General features: G+C 42.7%; 16 protein-coding genes and 2 pseudogenes. 17 read left to right on the top strand and 1 reads right to left on the bottom strand.

Annotated features, from left to right (window positions below; all coding sequences use genetic code 11):
* Positions 1 to 80 precede the first annotated feature (80 nt).
* The 11 genes and pseudogenes from AC50Y3_RS14040 (at position 81) to AC50Y3_RS13990 (ending at position 10,513) form a co-directional block, all read left to right on the top strand.
* On the top strand, positions 81 to 1,184 hold the full coding sequence (locus AC50Y3_RS14040) for a glycosyltransferase family 1 protein (RefSeq protein ID WP_494819353.1): 1,104 nt from the start codon (positions 81 to 83) through the stop codon (positions 1,182 to 1,184).
* Entirely contained in the window at positions 1,174 to 2,661 is a 1,488-nt protein-coding gene (wzy, locus tag AC50Y3_RS14035; RefSeq protein WP_494819352.1) for an O-antigen polysaccharide polymerase Wzy, read from the top strand. The genes AC50Y3_RS14040 and wzy overlap by 11 nt, the downstream gene beginning before the upstream one ends.
* An 18-nt stretch (positions 2,662 to 2,679) precedes the next feature.
* Positions 2,680 to 2,934, top strand: a pseudogene (locus AC50Y3_RS14030) (hypothetical protein); the annotation flags it as partial.
* Between the two features lie 105 nt (positions 2,935 to 3,039).
* Positions 3,040 to 3,198, top strand: a pseudogene (locus AC50Y3_RS14025) (DapH/DapD/GlmU-related protein); the annotation flags it as partial.
* A gap of 72 nt (positions 3,199 to 3,270) precedes the next feature.
* Positions 3,271 to 4,203: a glycosyltransferase family 2 protein gene (locus AC50Y3_RS14020; protein WP_494819351.1), complete on the top strand. Its 933-nt coding sequence runs from the start codon at positions 3,271 to 3,273 to the stop codon at positions 4,201 to 4,203.
* 174 nt (positions 4,204 to 4,377) lie between these two features.
* Complete coding sequence (locus AC50Y3_RS14015) at positions 4,378 to 5,895, top strand: lipopolysaccharide biosynthesis protein (RefSeq protein ID WP_494819350.1); 1,518 nt, start codon at positions 4,378 to 4,380, stop codon at positions 5,893 to 5,895.
* A 41-nt stretch (positions 5,896 to 5,936) separates the two neighbouring features.
* Positions 5,937 to 6,530 carry a sugar transferase gene (locus AC50Y3_RS14010; protein ID WP_494819349.1) on the top strand — a complete coding sequence of 198 codons (594 nt, stop codon included), beginning with the start codon at positions 5,937 to 5,939 and terminating at the stop codon, positions 6,528 to 6,530.
* Positions 6,527 to 7,180: an acetyltransferase gene (locus tag AC50Y3_RS14005; protein ID WP_494819348.1), complete on the top strand. Its 654-nt coding sequence runs from the start codon at positions 6,527 to 6,529 to the stop codon at positions 7,178 to 7,180. The genes AC50Y3_RS14010 and AC50Y3_RS14005 overlap by 4 nt, the downstream gene beginning before the upstream one ends.
* Entirely contained in the window at positions 7,170 to 8,327 is a 1,158-nt protein-coding gene (locus AC50Y3_RS14000) for a DegT/DnrJ/EryC1/StrS family aminotransferase (protein WP_494819347.1), read from the top strand. Before AC50Y3_RS14005 ends, AC50Y3_RS14000 begins: the two co-directional genes overlap by 11 nt.
* Before the next feature lie 79 nt (positions 8,328 to 8,406).
* Positions 8,407 to 9,444, top strand: coding sequence for a UDP-glucose 4-epimerase GalE (galE, locus tag AC50Y3_RS13995; protein ID WP_494819346.1), 1,038 nt, complete (start codon positions 8,407 to 8,409; stop codon positions 9,442 to 9,444).
* 79 nt (positions 9,445 to 9,523) lie between these two features.
* Positions 9,524 to 10,513: a copper amine oxidase N-terminal domain-containing protein gene (locus AC50Y3_RS13990; RefSeq protein WP_494819345.1), complete on the top strand. Its 990-nt coding sequence runs from the start codon at positions 9,524 to 9,526 to the stop codon at positions 10,511 to 10,513.
* A 69-nt stretch (positions 10,514 to 10,582) separates the two neighbouring features.
* On the opposite strand, the gene AC50Y3_RS13985 is transcribed toward AC50Y3_RS13990, so the two are convergent.
* The gene (locus AC50Y3_RS13985; protein ID WP_494819344.1) at positions 10,583 to 12,124 is read right to left on the bottom strand and encodes a carbohydrate binding domain-containing protein; all 1,542 of its coding nucleotides are present in this window, start codon (positions 12,122 to 12,124) and stop codon (positions 10,583 to 10,585) included.
* Positions 12,125 to 12,355: 231 nt separating this feature from the next.
* On the opposite strand from AC50Y3_RS13985, the gene AC50Y3_RS13980 reads away from it, so the two are divergent.
* The 6 genes from AC50Y3_RS13980 (at position 12,356) to AC50Y3_RS13955 (ending at position 20,102) form a co-directional block, all read left to right on the top strand.
* Positions 12,356 to 13,735, top strand: coding sequence for a UDP-glucose dehydrogenase family protein (locus AC50Y3_RS13980; protein ID WP_494819343.1), 1,380 nt, complete (start codon positions 12,356 to 12,358; stop codon positions 13,733 to 13,735).
* Entirely contained in the window at positions 13,707 to 14,753 is a 1,047-nt protein-coding gene (locus tag AC50Y3_RS13975; RefSeq protein ID WP_494819342.1) for a GDP-mannose 4,6-dehydratase, read from the top strand. Before AC50Y3_RS13980 ends, AC50Y3_RS13975 begins: the two co-directional genes overlap by 29 nt.
* A gap of 184 nt (positions 14,754 to 14,937) precedes the next feature.
* Positions 14,938 to 15,879: a lysylphosphatidylglycerol synthase transmembrane domain-containing protein gene (locus AC50Y3_RS13970; protein WP_494819341.1), complete on the top strand. Its 942-nt coding sequence runs from the start codon at positions 14,938 to 14,940 to the stop codon at positions 15,877 to 15,879.
* Positions 15,876 to 17,354, top strand: coding sequence for an alkaline phosphatase family protein (locus AC50Y3_RS13965; RefSeq protein ID WP_494819340.1), 1,479 nt, complete (start codon positions 15,876 to 15,878; stop codon positions 17,352 to 17,354). Before AC50Y3_RS13970 ends, AC50Y3_RS13965 begins: the two co-directional genes overlap by 4 nt.
* A gap of 45 nt (positions 17,355 to 17,399) precedes the next feature.
* A complete protein-coding gene (locus AC50Y3_RS13960) occupies positions 17,400 to 18,161 on the top strand; it encodes a glycosyltransferase family 2 protein (RefSeq protein WP_494819339.1) in 762 nt (253 codons plus the stop codon).
* Positions 18,162 to 18,215: 54 nt separating this feature from the next.
* A complete protein-coding gene (locus AC50Y3_RS13955; RefSeq protein ID WP_494819338.1) occupies positions 18,216 to 20,102 on the top strand; it encodes an ArnT family glycosyltransferase in 1,887 nt (628 codons plus the stop codon).
* Positions 20,103 to 20,209: the final 107 nt, after the last annotated feature.

The raw sequence follows: 20,209 nt of genomic DNA, 5'->3' as shown, positions 1-20,209 counted from the left end.
CTCTTAAATTACTGTTCTCTTCAACATTCAAGCCCATATTTGAATGGCTATAATATTAAGATAAAAGGGATTGATGTGAAATGAAAGAAAAAAAAAGAATTTTACAAGTTATAGGATCATTACATATAGGCGGCGCAGAAAACATAGCTATGAATTTTTCTCGTTATTTGAATAAAGATAAGTTTCAGTGTGACTACTTGGTGTTTGGTGAATCAGTAGGAGAGTATGAGAATGAAGCTATTAGTTTAGGATCTAAAGTAATTCATATAGACCCGCCCCATAAAGGGTATAGAAATTATATGAATAAATTAAAGGAAATTCTAATTGAGGGTAACTACGATGTTGTTCATACTCACACATTATTGAATAATGGATTAACTTTAAAAGTTGCAAATGATCTGAAGATAAAGAGTCGCTTATCTCATTCTCATAGTACTGACAGTGGTCGGAAAGAAAATTTACTCTATAAAGTATATTCATTTTTTATGAAGAAAATGATTAAAAAGTATGCAACGGATTTTATTGCATGTGGGGTTGATGCAGGTGAATACTTATATGGAAAAAAAACACTTAAGGAAAAGGGGATAATAGTAAATAACGCAATTGACATCAAGAAATTTGCTTTCAATGAAGAAGTGAGAGAAACGGTGCGCAAAGAGCTAGGAGTGAATGGGAAAATAGTTGTTGGACATATTGGGAGGCTTACGGCAGCTAAAAATCATGATTTTCTTTTGGATGTATTTAAAGAACTTAAAGAATTGAATGAGGATGTAGCACTGTTAATTGTTGGCGACGGTGAGTTGAGGGGAGTAATTGAAAATAAAGTAGAAAAATTAAAATTGCTAAATAGTGTAACAATTACTGGAATGAGGAATGATGTTTCTGAACTTTTACAAGCGATTGATATAGTAGTCTTTCCATCGCTATATGAAGGATTTCCAGTAACAATGATAGAGGCACAAGCATCGGGGGTAGCATCAATAGTTTCAAAGAATGTAACATCAGCGGTTAAAGTGAGTGATTTAATTACTTTCATTTCATTAAAAGAAAGTGCAGAGGTATGGGCGAAAAAAATTCTGGATTCTACAAGAATAGTGAGAAAAAATAAATCAAATGAGATGTTATCAAGTGGATTTGATATTTTTACTACAATAAGACAGTTGGAAAAAATATATGAAAATTAATAATATTCAAGGGAACAAGTTATTGTCTGTTACTATAATTACATTATATTGTATTTATTTAATTGTTATTTTTTTTGTGGCAAACAATCAAAAACTAACGGATTATGAATCTTGGAATAGATTATTCTTTTGGATAGTAATATCTCATATCTTTATAACACTTATTTGTTTTAAGTCTGCTGGAATAAACTTAACAAGTATTTCGAGTATATTTGTTGTAATTTCCTATATTTTCCATATGGGGCAAGTTATATTGAAAGGTATACCAAATAATTATCAGTATTCATTTGATGTTTCGTTAATTATTTCAACTGATACATATAGGCAGGCTGTGACATTCAGTCTAGCAATGATTTCATTAGTATCTTTAGGAATGTTGTTTTCAAAGGTGATAACTAGAAATAGAAGTCAATACTTTAGTCAGTCAAAGTCGTATGCGACACAAGAAATTGTACCATATAAGTTGTTGATTAAAGTAGGTATAATAATTCTATTGATTACATTTCCAATTGAAGTTTATTATTCGATTAATAAATTAATGGCTGCAATAGGGGCTGGCTATGGAGAAGTGCTAAGAGTGGAAACTAGCGGAGTAATGAGCCAGTTTGCACGGTTTCATTTAATAGGATTTGCACTATTAATTATGGGATATAGTAATAAGCCTAAAAAATCAATCATAATCTACTTAACTTATGCAACATACGAAGTAATTACGATGTTGAGTGGAAGTCGAATATACCAGCTAATCTCATTGTTATTACTTATATATGTTCTATTCCATTCCACAAAAATTAAAATATCATTAAAGAATGGGTTTACTATATTATTGTCCGGTTCATTTTTAGTTGTATTACTTAATACTGTTGCAGATATAAGGAGCAGTGGGCTGAAAAACTATGAATCCATAAGTAAAGCATTTATGTATAGTTTAAATAACAATCCAATTTACAATATATTAGAAGAATTCGGAGCAACTATTTATACTGTATGTATCACAGTATTGAAAGTCCCAAACGAAATAAATTATTCAAATGGAGCGCAATTTTTAACGAGTTTTGCATCTGTACTACCAAATTACAATGGTTTTTTCACAGAGATCAATCAAAAATCGAATTTTGTTTTGTTTCTAAATACTGATGCAATAGGTGGATCCTATATTGCTGAATTGTACTACAGTTTTAGATTTATACCAGTAGTTGTTTCAGCTGTATTACTAGGGATATTGATAGGCACATTATCTAGTAAATTCGAAAATTATCTGCAGCAAGGACAGTTCCTTAAAGTTGCTTATCTGATAATGCCGACGTTTAGTTTAATGATATGGGTTCGTGGTTCGTATAGTGCTCTATTGCGTAATAGTATTTGGGGGGCGTGCTTTATATTCGCTGTATATATTATGTATTCAGTTCTGGTGGAACGACGCAATTCGAATCCTTTTAAGTTACATAGATATGGAAATCAATATGAGTCAAAATAGAAGTGAGGGTTAGAACGAATGCGTAAAAAAGTAAAAGAAATTATTGGAAAAGTATTTTACAATATTTTGGCTAAGCACTTACCTCTTTCGGATGCTAGATTTAATTTTGGTGCAAAAAGTCTGCGCAAGTTATGTGGAAAGCTAATATTAAAACAATGCGGGAGTAATGTAAATATAGAAAAAGGTGCGGAATTTGATTCGAGTGTTATATTGGGAAATAATTCAGGAATAGGAGTTCGTGCTGTAATTGGTACGGGAGTTAGGATTGGTGATAATGTAATGATGGGCCCTGATTGTATCATATATACTTCAAATCACAATTTTGAGAGTACTGATATACCAATGTGTAAACAAGGTTTTCAAAATGTAAACCCGGTTATTATTGGGAATGACGTTTGGATAGGAGTAAGAGTTGTCATTTTGCCTGGTACACATATTGGTGATGGTGCAATTGTTGGTGCAGGAGCCGTGGTTAGTAGAGACGTGCCACCATATGCAATTGTCGGAGGAGTACCTGCAAGAGTAATAAAATATAGGAATTAGAAATAGAGGATATATTTATACTACTTATACTTATGATAAGATAACAGATTTGAAAGGATAACCTAAATGAAAGATCTAGTTTCAGTTATTATGAGTACGTATAATGAAGAAGTAAGTTGGGTGACAGAAAGTATAGATTCAATCATAAATCAGACGTATCAAAATATAGAATTTATTATAGTCCTTGATAACCCTAATAACGATAAAATTAAGGAACTACTATATCAGTATGAGAACTATGACAATAGAATAAAGGTCATAATAAATGAACAAAACATCGGACTCGTTAAAAGTCTAAATAACGCATTAAGACATTGTAATGGTAAATATATAGCGAGAATGGATGCAGATGATATATCGATGAGGGATCGATTACTAATTCAAAAGAAATATCTAGAAGAAAATAATTTAGATTTGATTTTTTCTAGCATGCTTCTTATGGATGAATATTCACAGTACCTAGATGAGACAAGTAGAGAAGAGTTTACGTTTGTAGAATTACAAAAAAAGATGGAACATGCAAATATATCAACACATCCTACTTGGTTTGTAAAAAAAGAAGTTTACGATAAGTTAAGTGGATATAGAGAAGTATTACATTGTGAGGATTATGACTTTTCACTAAGATGTTTGCTTCGAGGTTATAAAATAGGTAAGATAAATCAAAATTTACTAATGTATAGAATAAGGGCTGGCAGTATCTCGCGGAGTTATAGCCTCGAACAGTTTTTAAATACAAGGGGAATAAAAAAATTGTACAATAGCAAAAAACTGGATGATTCCCGGTTGGTTTCTACATTACTAAAACAATCAGATAAACGTGCTACCCCGATTGCAAGAACTCAATTCACCAGAGCAGCTGATGGTTTCGAGTTGGGTATAGATTTAATAAAGAAAGGAAGGCTTATTGTAGGAATGGGTAGTGTAATAAAATCCTGTTTTAAAAGTAAATACTATATTTTTAAGATATATGATGTAATCCTTCAAAGATTGAAATAAGAATCTATATGGGACAAGCCCGTACTTAACTCTAATTCATATTTAGAGATCAAAAAAAGCAATCAAAAGTAAGGATAAAAGTATTCAGAATCAATCCAATTGAGAATGAGCTCTGAAGTATCTACCTTAGCAATAACTTGATAAGCAATAGTAATTGCTAGAAGGGGTAACTTAATGCGTACAAAAAAAGCTATATATAATACTAGCACAGCTACACTATTACAAATAATCTCATTTATTGTTGGTCTTATTATACCGAGATTAATAATGAATAATTATGGATCAGCAATTAATGGACTTAGAGCGTCAGTATCACAGTTTATAGGATATTTATATATTATTGAAATGGGGTTAGCAGGTTCTCTTGTATATTCATTATATAATCCACTTGCTAATAATAACTTGTCCAAGATAAATAGTATTTTGTCAGCGGCAAAGAAATCATATACTCAAATAGGTTATTATTTCAGCGGATTATTGATATTAATGATGGTAATATATCCGTTGTTCATAAAAACTGAAAATATATCAAAACTAGAAGTAGTGCTATTGATATTTGTTATTGGGGCTGCGGGAATCATTAATTATTTCACGGTTTCCAAATATTATGTGCTATTGACAGCGGCTCAACATAATTATGTAGTATCTTTCACCAGAATAATACACTTAATAATTAGTACAACAATAATCTCGGTGTCCATCAGTTATAAAATTAGTATTTCATTAGTGTTTTTATTCTCATTGGTTGCTAACTTAATTCAGACAGTATTCATAGTATGGTATACAAAAAGAAACTTCAAATATATTGACTTCAATGTCAATCCTGATCTAGAAGCTAATACAAAGAGATTTGATATATTGATTCATCAAATTTCTACATTAGTTGTTTCAGGTTCGCCTATTATATTAATAACTATTTTTGGTTCACTAACTGAAGTGAGCGTTTATTCGATATATGCAATGCTTTTTCTGGGAATAAATATGACAGTTGGAGTATTTAATAATGGTGTTACAGCAGGTTTTGGGCAAATTATTGCTCGCAAAGAAGTAGATACATTATCAAAAGTTTATTCTCAATATGAGTTTTTATATTATATCGTATTAACTTTTGTATATACCTGCACGTTATTATTAGGAATCTCATTTATAAAAATTTACACTTTAGACATAACTGATGCAAATTACATTAATAAAACTATATTTATTTTGTTTCTTATTGTTGGGATATTGGATAATTGGAAAGTTCCACAAAGTACAATTATTATGTCAGCGGGACATTTTAGAGAGACAAGACATCGAGCTATTATACAAGCCGTTATAACTATTGTTGTATCAACTATATTAGTTAATCTTTGGGGCTTAAAAGGTGTTCTAATCGGAAGTGTTATTGGTTTTGGATATAGATCGATAGATATGATATATTCTGCGGGAATAACTCGTACTCCTCTTAAAGAAACAATTAAAAGATTGATTAGGATAATTGGGATTGTTTTAATAGCATCTTTACCGTTTGTTTCGGTTTATTCAATAGAGCCTACTAATCTACTGCAATGGTTTTATACCTCGATCTTAATTTCTTTATGGGTTGGGTTTGTGGTCATAGTTATTAATTATTTATTTGAAAAGGAAACCATGAATGCTTTAATTCTAAGACTTAGAAACCTTCTAGGTAATAAATTTTTTAGTAAATGATTGAGTACATAATCAAAATATTTATATAGGGAGATTCGTTAATGAAACGGTTATTTGACTTTTTGGTTTCATCATTACTGCTGTTGATCTTATCTCCAGTTATTATTATTGTTGCTTTTTTTGTTCAATATAAATTGGGATCACCAGTTTTGTTTAAACAAAAACGACCTGGTATTTATGGGAAACCATTTTATATTTATAAATTTCGTACAATGACGGATAAGACAGATATGCAGGGTAATCTATTGCCAGATCACATCCGGTTGACGACATTTGGAAGAATGTTGAGAAAACTTAGTTTAGATGAACTTCCACAATTAATAAATGTATTGCGAGGAGAAATTAGTTTGGTAGGCCCAAGGCCCTTATTAATGGAGTATTTACCTCTTTATACTCCTGAACAGATGAAAAGGCATAATGTAAGGCCTGGCATCACAGGGTGGGCTCAAGTAAATGGAAGAAATGCGATTAGTTGGGAAGCTAAATTCGAACTTGATCTTTGGTACGTGGAAAATCAATCTTTTTTGCTAGATTTAAAGATCCTTTTCTTAACCGTCTTAAAGGTTGTCAAGTCAGAGGGGATAACTCAACATGGCCATGTAACTACCGGACCTTTTAAGGGGAAAACGCAATGAGGAAATTATTGATTGTTGGCGCGGGGGGCCACGGGAAGGTCGTTGCAGATGTGGCATATGCCACCAGAAGATGGTCCAATATTGCATTTCTTGATGACCGATTTCCTATGGATGATATAATAATTTGGCCAGTGATTGGAAAGATAGAGTTTGCTCTATCCTTACTTAATCATTATGATGATCTAATTGTAGCAATTGGAAATAATCAGTTGCGATTAAAATTGTTAAACGAGTTTAAGGCAATGGGATTCTCAATACCAACGATAATTCATCCAACAGCTTATGTTAGTGATTTCACACAAATAGATGAGGGAACTGTTGTTTTTGCCAAATCTACAGTAAATGCTGGAGCCAGGATAGGATTCGGGACTATATTGAATACTGGATGTACGGTAGAACATGATTGCATCCTTGGAGAAGGAGTTCATCTTTCACCTGGAGTGAATCTTGCTGGAGAAGTGAAAGTTGGGAAGTTTAGTTGGCTTGGGATTGGTTCCTGTGTCATTCAACAAATTACTATTGGCGATAAGGTTATAGTAGGTGCCGGTTCAGTAATAATAAAAGATATCGGAAACGGTGCCAAGGTTGTAGGTGTTCCTGGTAAAGTAATTAATGAAGCTCGTGAGAAGGAGCATAATAATGAAGAGTAATAATAAACGTATTTATCTTTCAGCACCACATATGAGTGGTCAAGAATCGAGTTTTATCGCAGAGGCATTTGATTCAAATTGGATTGCACCACTTGGCCCGAACGTAGATGCTTTTGAAAAAGAATTAGCAGAATATGTTGGCAGTAAAGGGGCTGTGGCTTTAAGTTCTGGAACAGCTGCTATTCACTTGGCCCTTCGATTACTAGAAGTTGAACAAGGTGATACGGTTTTTTGTTCATCACTTACTTTTATAGCGAGTGCAAATCCGATCTTATACCTAAATGCAAAACCTGTATTTATAGATTCTGAACCTGACACTTGGAATATGTCATCCCTTGCCTTAAAAAGAGCTTTTGAAGATGCTGAGAAAACAGGAAAACTACCTAAGGCTGTATTGATTGTTAATTTATATGGGCAAAGTGCTGATTTTAAATCCTTAATTGACCTATGTGACTATTATAACGTGCCAATTATAGAGGATGCCGCGGAATCCTTAGGAGCTACATATAATGGGAAATCAAGTGGAACTTTCGGAAAATTTGGAGTTTACTCTTTTAATGGCAATAAGATTATAACTACCTCAGGTGGAGGAATGTTGGTTTCTGATGACTTGACTTTACTGGATAAGGCTCGATTTTGGGCTACTCAAGCTCGAGATACCGCTCGACATTATCAACATAGTGAAATGGGATATAACTACCGTCTAAGTAATATACTAGCGGGTGTTGGAAGAGCACAATTAAAAGTACTAGACGAAAGAGTAGCTTCGCGGCGCGATATTTTTAATCGTTACTATAGAGAGCTGTCTCACATAGGTATAACTTTTATGCCTGAAGCGCGCTATTGTAAATCTACTCGTTGGCTGACTACTTTGACCATTGATCCTGACCGATGTGGTGTTACTTCAGCTGAAATCTGCGACTATCTCACCGAACAGAATATTGAGGCAAGACCAGTTTGGAAGCCGCTTCATTTACAACCACTTTTCCAAGAGAATCAATATTATTCCCATAGCCCTGAATGTAGTGTGTCTGACAAGTTATTCGAAAATGGAATCTGTCTGCCGTCTGGATCTAACATGACTTTAGAAGAACAGGAGCTAGTAATAGAAAGCGTGAGACATTGCCTTTCATCAACGGTTAGATGAAATTACAGAGTAATTGCAGTCAGTCTTTAGAAACGGTTAATATCTAAATAATTCGTTTTGCTAGAAAGAGGAGTTAATAATGAAAGTATTAGTAACTGGAGGGGCCGGATATATTGGTAGTCATACCTGCGTTGAATTGTTAAATAAAGGCTATGAAGTAATTGTTGTAGATAATTTGGCTAATAGTAGTACTCTGTCTTTGCAAAGGGTACAAGAATTGACAGGAAAACAAATAAAGTTTTATGAATCAGATTTATTGGATAAAAACAAACTAATAAAAATTTTTTCTGATAATAAAATAGGTGCTGTTATTCACTTTGCTGGCTACAAGGCAGTAGGTGAATCTGTGCAAATGCCCATTAGTTATTATGAAAATAATATAACTGGAACTCTTTCTCTTTGCCGCGTAATGCAGGAGTTTGATGTCAAGAAAATGGTCTTTAGTTCTTCAGCTACTGTCTATTCACCAACTAAGCCAGGGCCTATCTCAGAGGACTTTCTCCTAGGAGCGACTAACCCATATGGTCGTACAAAATTAATGATCGAAGAAATTCTAAGGGATCTTTTTATATCAGATAAAAGTTGGAGCATATCAATATTGCGATATTTTAATCCAATTGGAGCCCATACTAGTGGTAGAATTGGTGAGGATCCAAATGGCATCCCTAATAATCTCATACCGTATATTACACAAGTTGCCGTAGGTAAACTTAATAGTCTAAAGGTTTTTGGAAATGACTATAATACTCCTGATGGAACAGGGATAAGGGATTATATTCATGTGGTGGACCTAGCTTTGGGGCATCTAAAGGCTATAGATAAAGTGATGACCAATACTGGTGTAGAGGCATACAACCTTGGTACAGGTAAAGGTCATAGTGTGCTAGAAATGATTCGTGCCTTTGAGCAAGCCTCAGGTAAGAGAATTCCATACTCAATAAATAATCGAAGACCAGGTGATATTGGCGTTTGTTACGCAGATCCGAGTAAAGCCCAAAATGAGTTGGGTTGGGTAGCAGAGAGAGGAATTGAAGAAATGTGTGCTGACGCTTGGCGGTGGCAATTAAATAATCCAAATGGTTATAAAGAGATCATTCAAGAGGCGCAAAAGGCCTAGTTTGATTAAATTAGATACCATGTGGGTCATTAAATAGATAGTTATTTTGCCACATAACACTATAATGAGGTGTATTCAAATGTTAAATCTAAAGTCTAGTAAACTATCTCTATCCCTTATCCTGTCACTCGCTCTTATTCTCATGCTTCATTCCGTTGTAGCAGCAGCTCCGTCTGCTGCGATCAAAGTAAAGACAAGCTCATTCAACATGGTGTTTGACGGCAAGACGCTTGTACTGCCTGATGGGCAATATGTGTTCGCTGTAGATGGGACATCTTATGTGCCGCTGCGTTTTGTATCGTATGCACTGCAGAAGACGGTTCAATGGGATGCGGCGGCTTCGAAAGTGACGGTATCCGATCCAAGTAAACAAGAAGCTGTTGTTTTGAAAGATTATCTAACTAATGTAATTGCTCATGGCAGTGAAGTATCGGCTAAGGGTGGAGTGACGGTGCAGCTTGCACCGAAGTCTGTGAAGGTTGTTGTGGATGGTAAAGCGAAAGTGCTGCCTAATGGACAATCGGGCTACATTGTTAACGGAGCACTGTATGTACCGGTACGCTTCATGTCGGAAGCGGTTGGGACAGCTATTCAGTGGGATGCGCTGAAGAAGCAGATTTCTGCTGAGTCCGCTGCTTATCGGGCTGAGCATGCTGGTTCGAATAACGGCAATAGCACAGGCGGTTCTAACGGTGGTAATACGGGCGGATCCAACGGTGGATCAACAGGTGGTGGAGCGCCAGGAGGCGGAACGACGAAGCCTTCCTACGAGTCCATTACAGCTAATGCAGAGGCGCGATTGACTTCCTTGCAAAACAGCTGCCAAGCAGCACTGATGGATATTGGTATGCAATATATTAGCACTGATGATGCGAAAGTGAAGGAAAGCTTGAAAAATAAAGGTTATGCTAAACTAGATGCATGTACAGTTTCGTTCAATACCATTGTTGACGAAACTTCAGCGAAGCTGAAGGCTAACGGTTATAGCACGGATATTATTCAATCGTACCGCGATGAGTTTAACAGTCAAGTTGAAGCCGGAAGAGAAATTATGAAAGGCATGGCCTAATCCGTCAGCCATAGTCATTACAAGAAAGGCTCCCCATCGTCATTAATGACAAATGGGGAGCCTTTTTCTCTAGTTAATGCTGTCTACATAAATACTTCCACTCCAAGCGCCGGTTGTGACGAGCTCAACGCCGATGTTCTTCATCGGAGTGGCTGCGCCGGAAGGGATCGTTAATGTGATGGTGTTCCATGCGTTCTTCGTCAAACTTGCATAGGTTTGATAGTTGCCGTACCAGGTCCAGTTATTGCTTTGCACATAAGGTTGGATGGATGCAATGGCCGCGCCGCTTGGTACCCAGACGCGGAAGGAAAGCGTCGTGTTTGCGCTTAAGCCGCTTGGATTATCGAGCTGAGCATAGTAGGTAGCCACGCCAGTCGCACTAGAGGTCATTTTTAAGGAATAGCTGCCGGCATAGGCGCGGTCTGTACTTGCGGACACGGCTAGACCATTTCGGCCGAAGAAGCTTTGCAGGGAATTGTTCTCGAAATTGAACTTTGCAGCATCCGTAGTTGCTGGCGGGAATACCAGGGAGTAGTGTGCGTCACGGAATGCTTGTGTAGCAGGTCCGAGGTTCGTGATGCTGCCGTTGGCATCAACGCCGTTAGACGTCCAAGGCATAACACCTGCGTATCCGTTTGTGTAAGCATTAGCAAAGTCGCTTGTTATGGTATGACCGGTGGAGCCAAGCGCCGGAGATTCGCCAATCACGACAGGGCGATCATGGACGATACCGAACGCGGTAGGCGTCATATAGAATGGAATGCCGAAGTAAGGGTCTTGCCAGCCATAGTAGTGAGGGGAGTAGAAGTCGACCTTTGCGAGCGTGTTGCTGACTTGGGCCTGCAGGGCAGCATCGCTGATTTTGTTGTCTGTGGAGCCGGATTGAGTAGCACTGTTATACTTGACCATGCCTAAGCCGACCGTGGTTAGAATGTTGCTGTTCTGGTGGATCGCGACGGCTGCTTTGGCAAAATACGTTTGTAGGCGAGCCCATGCGATTTGACCGGCAGCGGCATCTTCATACACCCAATCCGGCTCGTTCATCAGGTCGATGGACCAGAGCCATGGGTTGCTCTTGTAGCGATTCACGAATGGAATGAGGTAATTGTTCACGTAGGAGTCGATATTGGCATTTGTACTGAGCATATTGCGCCAGCTGTTGTAGTTGGTGTGGGTATTTTTGAAGTGGTCGAAGGACATTAACGTTGCCATGACATAAACGCCGCGGTTTTGCGCGATTTGGAAGAGACTGTCGAGGTTGTTCCAGTGAGCAGTTGTTGCACCAGATACGACGCCGCTGGCGCTGATGTTGATGCCGACCTCGCCATTGCAGGTGATCCAGATCCGCGTGGAGTTGATTCCGTTGTTGCGAAGCGTCTGGAAATGATTATCCCACCACGTATAGTCGAAGGATCCGCCAAAATCATTCCAGCTGTTCCAAGGCGTGTTGGCTCCGTTCATGAAGATCTGCTGACCGCCTGCATAGAAGTTCGTACCGGTGATCGTAATGCGATCGCCATACGCCGCTCCGGCCGAAGATGGTAAGATTAGTGCGCCAAACAGCATTGCAAGTGACAAACATAGAGACATAAAGCGTGAATTCTTTTTCATTAATTTCACTCCTCTCATATGTAAAGCGCTTACATTATCTATTTTTTACTAATAATGAAGTTCCGTATAGAGAATATTGTTATGTAAAGGGTAGAAATAGGTCATTTAAAGGTAAGGTTTTTGCAATCTGGAATAGGAATAGAATATTTAAATTTAAAATTGTACGAGATATAAGTTTGTTATAATTGGGGGAAACGAACGCTTCGGCCATGGCGGAGGGATGTCAAAACAATGTTTAAGATTGCTGTTGCGGGAACTGGATATGTGGGGTTGGTCGCCGGCGTATGCCTCGCCGAAGTTGGCCATCAAGTGATTTGTGTCGATGTAGACGAGGATAAAGTAAATGCGATGAAGTCAGGCGTATCGCCAATATATGAGGTCAACCTAGAAGCATTAATGCAGAAGAACATTGCAGCGGGAAGAATTGATTTTACGACTGACTATCAATATGCTTATAAGGATGCAGATGCCATCTTCATTGGGGTCGGTACCCCGGAGCAGCCGGATGGTTCGGCGAATCTTGCGAATATAGCGACCGTTGCAAGGCAAATCGCGGAATCGATCTGCAAGGATTGCCTCGTCATTGTGAAGTCGACCGTACCGGTTGGCACAAACGATAAGGTGGAGCAGTTTATCCATGATTTTCTGGTACATGATGTGAAGGTTGAAGTTGCATCAAACCCAGAGTTTCTGGCGCAAGGCTCCGCTGTACACGACACCCTGCATGCAGAACGAATTATTATTGGGACCGCAAGCAAGTGGGCAGAGGAATTACTGATGAAGATATACGAGCCATTCCGTTTGCCAATCGTATCTGTCACGCGTAGATCAGCGGAGATGATCAAATACGCCTCCAATGATTTCCTAGCTCTCAAAATTTCGTATATGAACGACATTGCGAATCTGTGTGAGCGGGTTGGAGCGGATATTCAGGATGTAATAGAAGGCATGAGCTTCGATACCCGGATCGGAAGCAGGTTCCTAAAAGCAGGCATCGGATATGGCGGATCTTGTTTTCCGAAGGATACAAAAGCGCTGCAGTACATGGCCAGGCAGCATGGTTATGAATTGAGAACGGTATCGGCGGCGATCGATGTGAATCATGATCAGAAAACAATACTTTATCATAAAGCAAGTGCAAGACTGATTACGTTTAACGGACTGAAGGTAGCTGTACTGGGGCTTACTTTCAAACCTGGAACGGATGATGTGAGAGAAGCAGCATCGCTAGCGAATGTCCCATTGTTGTTAGATCAGGGTGCAGATGTCTACGCCTTTGACCCTGCAGGAACGTTAAATTTCTCCAAACAATTTCCAGAAGGCGAGCAAGGAAAAGGCAGGTTAACGTTCGTTACAAATGCAATGGAAGCACTCGAAGATGCGAATGTCTGCTTCATCTTTACGGAGTGGGATGAGATCAAAGCTGTTTCACCGGTAGACTATAACCAACGAATGAGAACGCCGCTGGTGTTCGACGGAAGAAACCTGTATGAGATAGAGGCAATGGAGCAAGCCGGTGTCGAATATTACTCAATCGGAAGGAATTCAACCAGGAGAAGCAGGGCAAAGGAGAGCAAGGAAAGTGAATATCAAACAGCTAGACACGAGTAAGGTCTATTTAATTACTGGTGCGGCCGGCTTTATTGGGTATTTCTTAGCGAAGAAGCTGTTGGCACAAGGGTGTCGGGTAATCGGTGTTGATCAAATCAATGACTATTACGATGTCAGTTTAAAATATACTCGTTTAGAGCAGCTGCAGGCATATGCGAAGTTTACTTTTGTTAAAGCTGATATTTCGGATAAGGGGATCCATGCTGTCTTTGAAATGTATAAACCGCAAATCGTAATCAACTTAGCAGCCCAAGCAGGTGTGCGTTATTCGATTGAGAATCCTGACGTTTATATACAGAGCAATATTGTTGGTTTCTTCCACATTCTTGAAGCGTGTAGGAATCATCCTGTAGAGCATTTGGTTTATGCTTCATCGAGCTCGGTATACGGAACCAATGAGAAAGTGCCGTTTGAAGAAACGGATGCGGTAGATCACCAAGTATCCCTCTATGCCACGACGAAAAAAACAAATGAACTCATGGCAAATTCCTACAGCCACTTATACCAAATTCCATCGACAGGGCTGAGGTTCTTTACGGTCTATGGTCCGATGGGACGGCCGGACATGGCCTACCATTCCTTTGCGGATAAGTATTTTGCAGGTGAGCCCATCCATATTTACAACAACGGCGATGCCGACAATGATCTCTTCCGAGATTTTACTTATATAGACGATATTATCGTTGGTATAGAGCGACTGCTGCCTAATCCGCCTGTTGGACCGCTCCCTCATAAGATCTATAACATTGGCAATAACAAGCCTGTGAAGCTAATGGTGTTTATCGAAACGCTTGAGAAGGCGTTTAGCAAAACATTAGGCAGAAGGGTCGACTTTCATAAAATATTTAAGCCGCGGCAGCCAGGTGACGTACCCGCCACCTATGCATCTACTGTGCTTCTAGAGAAGGCAATCGGATTTAAGCCGGAGACCCCCATTGAAGAGGGATTAGAAAGATTTGCAGCATGGTATGTCGACTATTATGGAATTAAAAAGTTGGAAAACAATACCGCATTATGAAATCTAGAAGCAGCTCCTTGCCCCAGATATGGGGCGAAGGGGCTGTTTTTCTGCTGTCGCGCGGAATATAAATTGACGGGCTTCGACAGGGCCTTTATACTTAATTGATAACTGTTCTCAACAATGCTGTTCGGTAGATATAGAGCAGGGTGATAGAACAGAGTAACAGGATACAGGTGACAAAATGAAAAGAGCAGTAATTATTGGCGGCGGTCTGGTGATGACAGTCGTATTTGTTTGGCTGTCGCTGCAATGGTTTCATGGCCGTCAGATTGATGCAGCTTTAAAGAGACTACTCCATTCGCCTGGCTGGATTGCAGCAATGACGGTAGGATATAGTTGTTCCTTTTGGCTGAAAGCGGTAGCTTGGCGATTATATGTGGCTCGGGAGAACGAGGATCGGCTGCGTACATACATGTATCCCTTACTTGTTAGTCTATTGGTTAATCATATACTGCCTGTTAAATTAGGAGATTTGGCGCGGACAGGGATGCTGGCTCGGCAATCGAAGATGCGGTTTGATGATGCGCTTCACTCTGTGGCGATGATGCGGCTGCTGGATATGGTTTCGCTGCTGTTTATTGGTTCGATCGGAGCGATCACGCTGGGATTGGCGGTTTCTCCGCGCTTCCTACTTGTAATGATTGTTCTGGGAGCGGTCATGCTGGCTCTGGCTGCATGGCTAAGCCGGAAGTGGAAACCGTTTCAACGGCATTTCGAACGGCTGTGGACGACGATTCGATCGCGCAGGGGAGCGGCAGTTGCGCTGCTTACACTCGCCAGTTGGGTGCTGGAAGGTGCGGTTGTATATGGTGTGGTTCATGTGCTCAATTTGCAGGTTGGCCTGCTGCAAGTCGTTTGGGCTAATAGCATGACGATTGCGGGACAGCTGTTCCATGTGACGCCTGGCGGTATCGGAACCTATGAGACGACTTTAACGGCCTCGCTTGGGTTGCTCGGCATTGCCGGTAGTGACGGGTATACAGCTGCGTTATTATCGCATGGCTATAAATTTGGGTTTGCCTATACCGCAGGAGCGGCAGCGTTGGTTCTTGGAGCTGTTTCCTGGAGGGAATTAAAGGAATGGTTCGGCTTAAAGGATAGAGGGAGGCAGAAGAAATCGTGAAGAAAGCGTCAGGATTTGAAATTGTTGCAGCCAGGTGCTGGAACTTGTTGAATGAGGGCAAGCCGTTTACGCCGATTTTTACGGTTGGTGTGTTTCTGCTCTACCACATGAATGCTTGGGGAGACGGTAGCTTCTGGGAGCAGTTTGGACTTGGACTTCTGGCGGCGCTGCCGCTGTTTGCCCTTTATTTTCATTTTGATTTTCCGCTGTTTCTGCGTAATTATCTGTGGTTCCCGGTTATCGGTGCGCTCGTGCTGTGGCGGGATGCGTATCTGGATATGGGGCTGTATACGACGGCGATTGGGTTGTTCTTGTTCTTCACAATCTACTTCTGGGGCACCTTCTATTATCATCTGCGCATCGGTACCTCGTGGTGGAACTTTAAGCGATTTTGGAAGCTGGTCCTGAAAAATAGCGATTCCACAAGCGGCAATGCCCAAGAGCAGCTGCCGAAGTTTCTGCTATTGCTGTTTATTATGGATACGGCAGGCTCCTACTGGGCGGACGCGGATGGAGCGGGGGCACAGGTTGATTTTACATGGAGCAGTTATGTGTTGTTCCTCTTGGGTGTAGCGCTCTACGCATGGATCCTGCATCGCAATCTGTTTGACTGGAAGCCCAAAGAAGTGGAGGGCTATACGGTACCGGTACAAGCCCAGCCTGAAGAGGCGAGCAGCGGCAAGGTGTTTGTGCTTGTCATCGATGGGATGCGCAAGGATCGGTTCGAAGAGGCCAATGCCCCATTCCTGAAGAAATGGCGCGCAGAAGGTACGGAATACACGCAAATGGAAACTCTTTATCCTGCACGTACAGTAGTCTGTTTCTCGTCAATGTTTACCGGGACGTATCCGCGCGAGCACGGGATTACTTCGAATATGGTATGGAAGCTCGGGATTAAAGTCGAATCGATCTTCGACAGCCTGCGTAAGGTGGGGAAAAAAGGACGACTGCTCGGCATCGCTCATCTGATCGACTCGATGGGTGACGACGTGGAGAGCGTGACGGCCGTTATGCATAACGACAAAGCGGACCGCAACATCATGGAACGTGCAAAGCTTATTATGGCGGAGCAGAATCCGGACTTGCTCGTCGTGCAATTTATTGCGACGGACCAAACCGGTCATAGCATGGGAGCGCTGTACGACGAATATCGGCAAAAGATTGAGGAAGCCGATGCGCTCATCGCTGAGTTTGTGGGATGGCTTACAGCTCAAGGTCACGCGAAGGATGCTACGTTCATTATCTGTGCGGATCATGGACAAGCGGATGGCATTGGCGGGCATGGTCATCTCGATGAAGGAGAGCGTTTCGTTCCGTTCTTTATGTATGGGCCTCATGTGCGTGCAGGTGTGAAGGTTGAGGCGAAGCACTCGCTCGTATCGGTCGCGCCGACGCTTAGTTATTTGCTTGGTGCTCCGCTGCCGAGTCATAGCCGTGGACCGGTGCTCTCGGATGCTTTTGAATCGGATAAGTGAAAGTTTAATCTATTGTAAATTTTGGATAGGAGGAAGCTGGGCAACGTGAAAAAGAAATTGATTGTGTTCCTTCCGGCACATAACGAACAACAGAACATCGGCAAGGTCATTGCCAGAGTCCCGCGTGATTTTCATCCGGATTGGCAGGTTGAGGTGCTTGTCATTGACGATGGTTCCGCGGATGGAACGGTGCAAGAAGCAAGGGAAGCGGGAGCGGACCATGTGGTTTCTTTTGCCCGAAATCGAGGACTTGGAGCTGCGGTGCGCGAGGGGCTTGCCTCTTGCGTGCGGCTCGGTGCGGATATTGGGCTGATGATCGATGCGGATAACGAATATCCGGCTGATGAAATCCCGGATGTGATCGCGCCAATTCGAGAGGGACATACCGATTACACGATGGGCTCGCGTTTCAAAGGCGTCATTCGCGGGATGAAGCTGCATCGCCGTCTGGGCAATATCTGTTTCACCTTGCTGCAGGCAGTGCTGCTGCGCCGGATGATCTGGGATGGCCAATCCGGGATGCGCGGCTTCTCAAGGGAAGCTATGGAGCATGCCGAAATCATTCATGATTACAATTACGCTCAGGTGCTGACGCTGAATTTGGTGCGCCAGGGCTTTGTCATGAAAGAAGTGCCGATCACGTACCAAGTACGTACGCACGGGGAATCCTTCATCAAGTTTCGCAAGTACATGTTCAATGTGCTTCCGGCGGTTTGGAAAGAGATGCGTCGCCCGGTGGGGAACAAACGCGGTGTGCGGCATAAGCAGGCTGGCACGGTTGTAATTGGGCCTGGTGGGACGAAGTGAAATGGTTTTGTGAAATAGTGAGTGAAACAAGTGAAGTAATAAAGTGAAACACAAGTGAACCTATTATTGAAATGCGGAGTGGAAATAAAGAAAAGACTAAGTGAAACAATTGTGGAAAGAAAAGACCAAGTGAAACCTTTATTGAAACGCGAAGTGAAAATAAGGGGAACACCGAGTGAAATGAGTAACAGTTGTAAAGGGGGGAGAAAGGTGCGGCAGCAGGTTCAGACAGGTGGTCGAAGCGGGGAAACTCGTGGAGCAAGCAAGCTGGATAACAAAATGACGTTGGAGTCGGTGGCTGCACCGGCTTTTCTTCTTGTTGGGGTTATCCTGTGGGTGGTTTACAGCTTCATGCACAGGAGTCCGTATGCGGCGAGCTGGGATGAGGTTGATTTTGTGCTGGCGCTTGATCGTTTCGATCTGCTGGCGATGCAGCCTCATTTTCCGGGTTATCCGTATTTCGTCATGGGGGCATTGGCTGTACAGCGATTCATCCCGAATGCTGTTTATGCGTTTGAGACGTTAAACATCGGGCTGACCGCGCTGGCGACGATTCCGATTTGGCTGCTTGCGAGACGAATGCTTTCTCCGCTGTGGTCCGTTCTGACCGTGCTCTTAGTGCTGACAGCGCCTTATTTGTGGCTGCAATCGGTCAGGCCGATGTCGGAGGCGGCAGGTATCGCGCTCTTGTGGTGGTTTCTATGGAGCTGGTGGCGGGCGATGGAGCGGTCCACATGGGGCAGGATGGTAGCAGCTTTGTTCGCGTTCGGGCTGCTGATGGGAATCCGACTTTCGTTTGCGCCTTTTGGCTTGGCGCTGGTATGGCTGCTGGTCGTGAGTTGCGTGAACTGGCGAAGACAGGGGAATAGGCTGTGGCCTCGCATTGTGCTGTTTGGTGCGCTGGCCGCTGTGTTTCAGTTGTTGTGGGTGGCCGGGCTGGCGCTTAGCGAAGGCGGCTTGCTCGGGTTTATCCAGCTCGCCGCCGCATTTACCGCAGGACATTTCAGCGAGTGGGGCGGCGGGGTTGCATCCGCCGGCAGCAAGCTGAGCTTCGCGGAGCGCGCACTGCGCTTCGCGGGCGATAATGTGCTGTGGAGCGGGATGTTCGCCCGCTCTGCAGCACTGCTCTATGCGGCGGCGGGCCTGCTCTTCGCCGCCATGCTCTCCGCGGGCGCGGCACGCTCGCCCCGCGGCGGCGCGAGCGCGGGCGCGCCGCGCCTGGCGCCCCGGGCGGCGGCATGGCTCCGCCGCCCGGCGCTGCCGGGGGCGCTCGCTGCGCTCGCGAGCGCCTACGGCGCCTGGGCGCTGCTGGCGCAGAACATCGACAAGCCACGCCACATCACGCCGCTCATCGGCGTGATGTGGCTGCTGCTTGCGCTGTTCTGCGCGGCAGCGCCGCTAGCGCGGCCCGCCGCTCCAGATGCACCGGCGGTGCCCGGTGCATCCGCTGCTGCGCAGCAGCCCGCGGCGCCGGCGGAGCGCGGCTTGCGCGTGCGCCGCGCGCTGGCGGCCGCGGCCGCGCTGCTCGCCGCCTGCATCATTGCGCTGCAGGCGGTTGTGGGCGGCTCGCTTGTCGCCAGGCAGGCGCAGGAGCTGCCCGCTGTGTATCAGCTGGAGCAGGGGCTGCAGCAACTGGCCGGCGACAATCCCTCAAGCCGATTCGTCGTCTACACGTGGGAAGAGATGCGTGTGCTGCAATACCTCCATTCGCCGGTAACCAACCGTAGAATCGAAACCTATGATTATTTTATCGCCGATGTGCAGGCGGATCCGCAGGCGACGATTCTGTTGACGGATCATGTGCTCAAGGGGTTTGAAGCGCAGGTGGGCTCGTTGCGGGATTGCGTGCAGCCGGTCGCGGTCTATCGGAGCGAGGAGCTGTTTGAGCCGGTCTATAACGAGATTCGTTTATACAAGTGGATAGGGAAACCGAAGAAATAACCTCGCGGGCGGCGGGGTTTTCTTTTTCTCCGTTCAAAATACACCTTTTCTACTTTGCACAGTACTTCCTCGAACCTCCCGTTAGACCATCGCATGTTCAGCCTTAG

Source organism: Paenibacillus sp. J22R98, assembly GCF_059383835.1.
The sequence above is the reverse complement of the archived record's forward strand: the minus strand, read 5'-3'. Positions and strand labels throughout refer to the sequence as shown.

Bases quoted from the DNA above. Each gene is read 5' to 3' on its own strand.
- AC50Y3_RS14040 (WP_494819353.1), top strand. From the start codon at position 81: ATGAAAGAAAAAAAAAGAATTTTACAAGTTATAGGATCATTACATATA.
- wzy (WP_494819352.1), top strand. From the start codon at position 1,174: ATGAAAATTAATAATATTCAAGGGAACAAGTTATTGTCTGTTACTATA.
- AC50Y3_RS14020 (WP_494819351.1), top strand. From the start codon at position 3,271: ATGAAAGATCTAGTTTCAGTTATTATGAGTACGTATAATGAAGAAGTA.
- AC50Y3_RS14015 (WP_494819350.1), top strand. From the start codon at position 4,378: ATGCGTACAAAAAAAGCTATATATAATACTAGCACAGCTACACTATTA.
- AC50Y3_RS14010 (WP_494819349.1), top strand. From the start codon at position 5,937: ATGAAACGGTTATTTGACTTTTTGGTTTCATCATTACTGCTGTTGATC.
- AC50Y3_RS14005 (WP_494819348.1), top strand. From the start codon at position 6,527: ATGAGGAAATTATTGATTGTTGGCGCGGGGGGCCACGGGAAGGTCGTT.
- AC50Y3_RS14000 (WP_494819347.1), top strand. From the start codon at position 7,170: ATGAAGAGTAATAATAAACGTATTTATCTTTCAGCACCACATATGAGT.
- galE (WP_494819346.1), top strand. From the start codon at position 8,407: ATGAAAGTATTAGTAACTGGAGGGGCCGGATATATTGGTAGTCATACC.
- AC50Y3_RS13990 (WP_494819345.1), top strand. From the start codon at position 9,524: ATGTTAAATCTAAAGTCTAGTAAACTATCTCTATCCCTTATCCTGTCA.
- AC50Y3_RS13985 (WP_494819344.1), bottom strand. From the start codon at position 12,124: ATGAAAAAGAATTCACGCTTTATGTCTCTATGTTTGTCACTTGCAATG.
- AC50Y3_RS13980 (WP_494819343.1), top strand. From the start codon at position 12,356: ATGTTTAAGATTGCTGTTGCGGGAACTGGATATGTGGGGTTGGTCGCC.
- AC50Y3_RS13970 (WP_494819341.1), top strand. From the start codon at position 14,938: ATGAAAAGAGCAGTAATTATTGGCGGCGGTCTGGTGATGACAGTCGTA.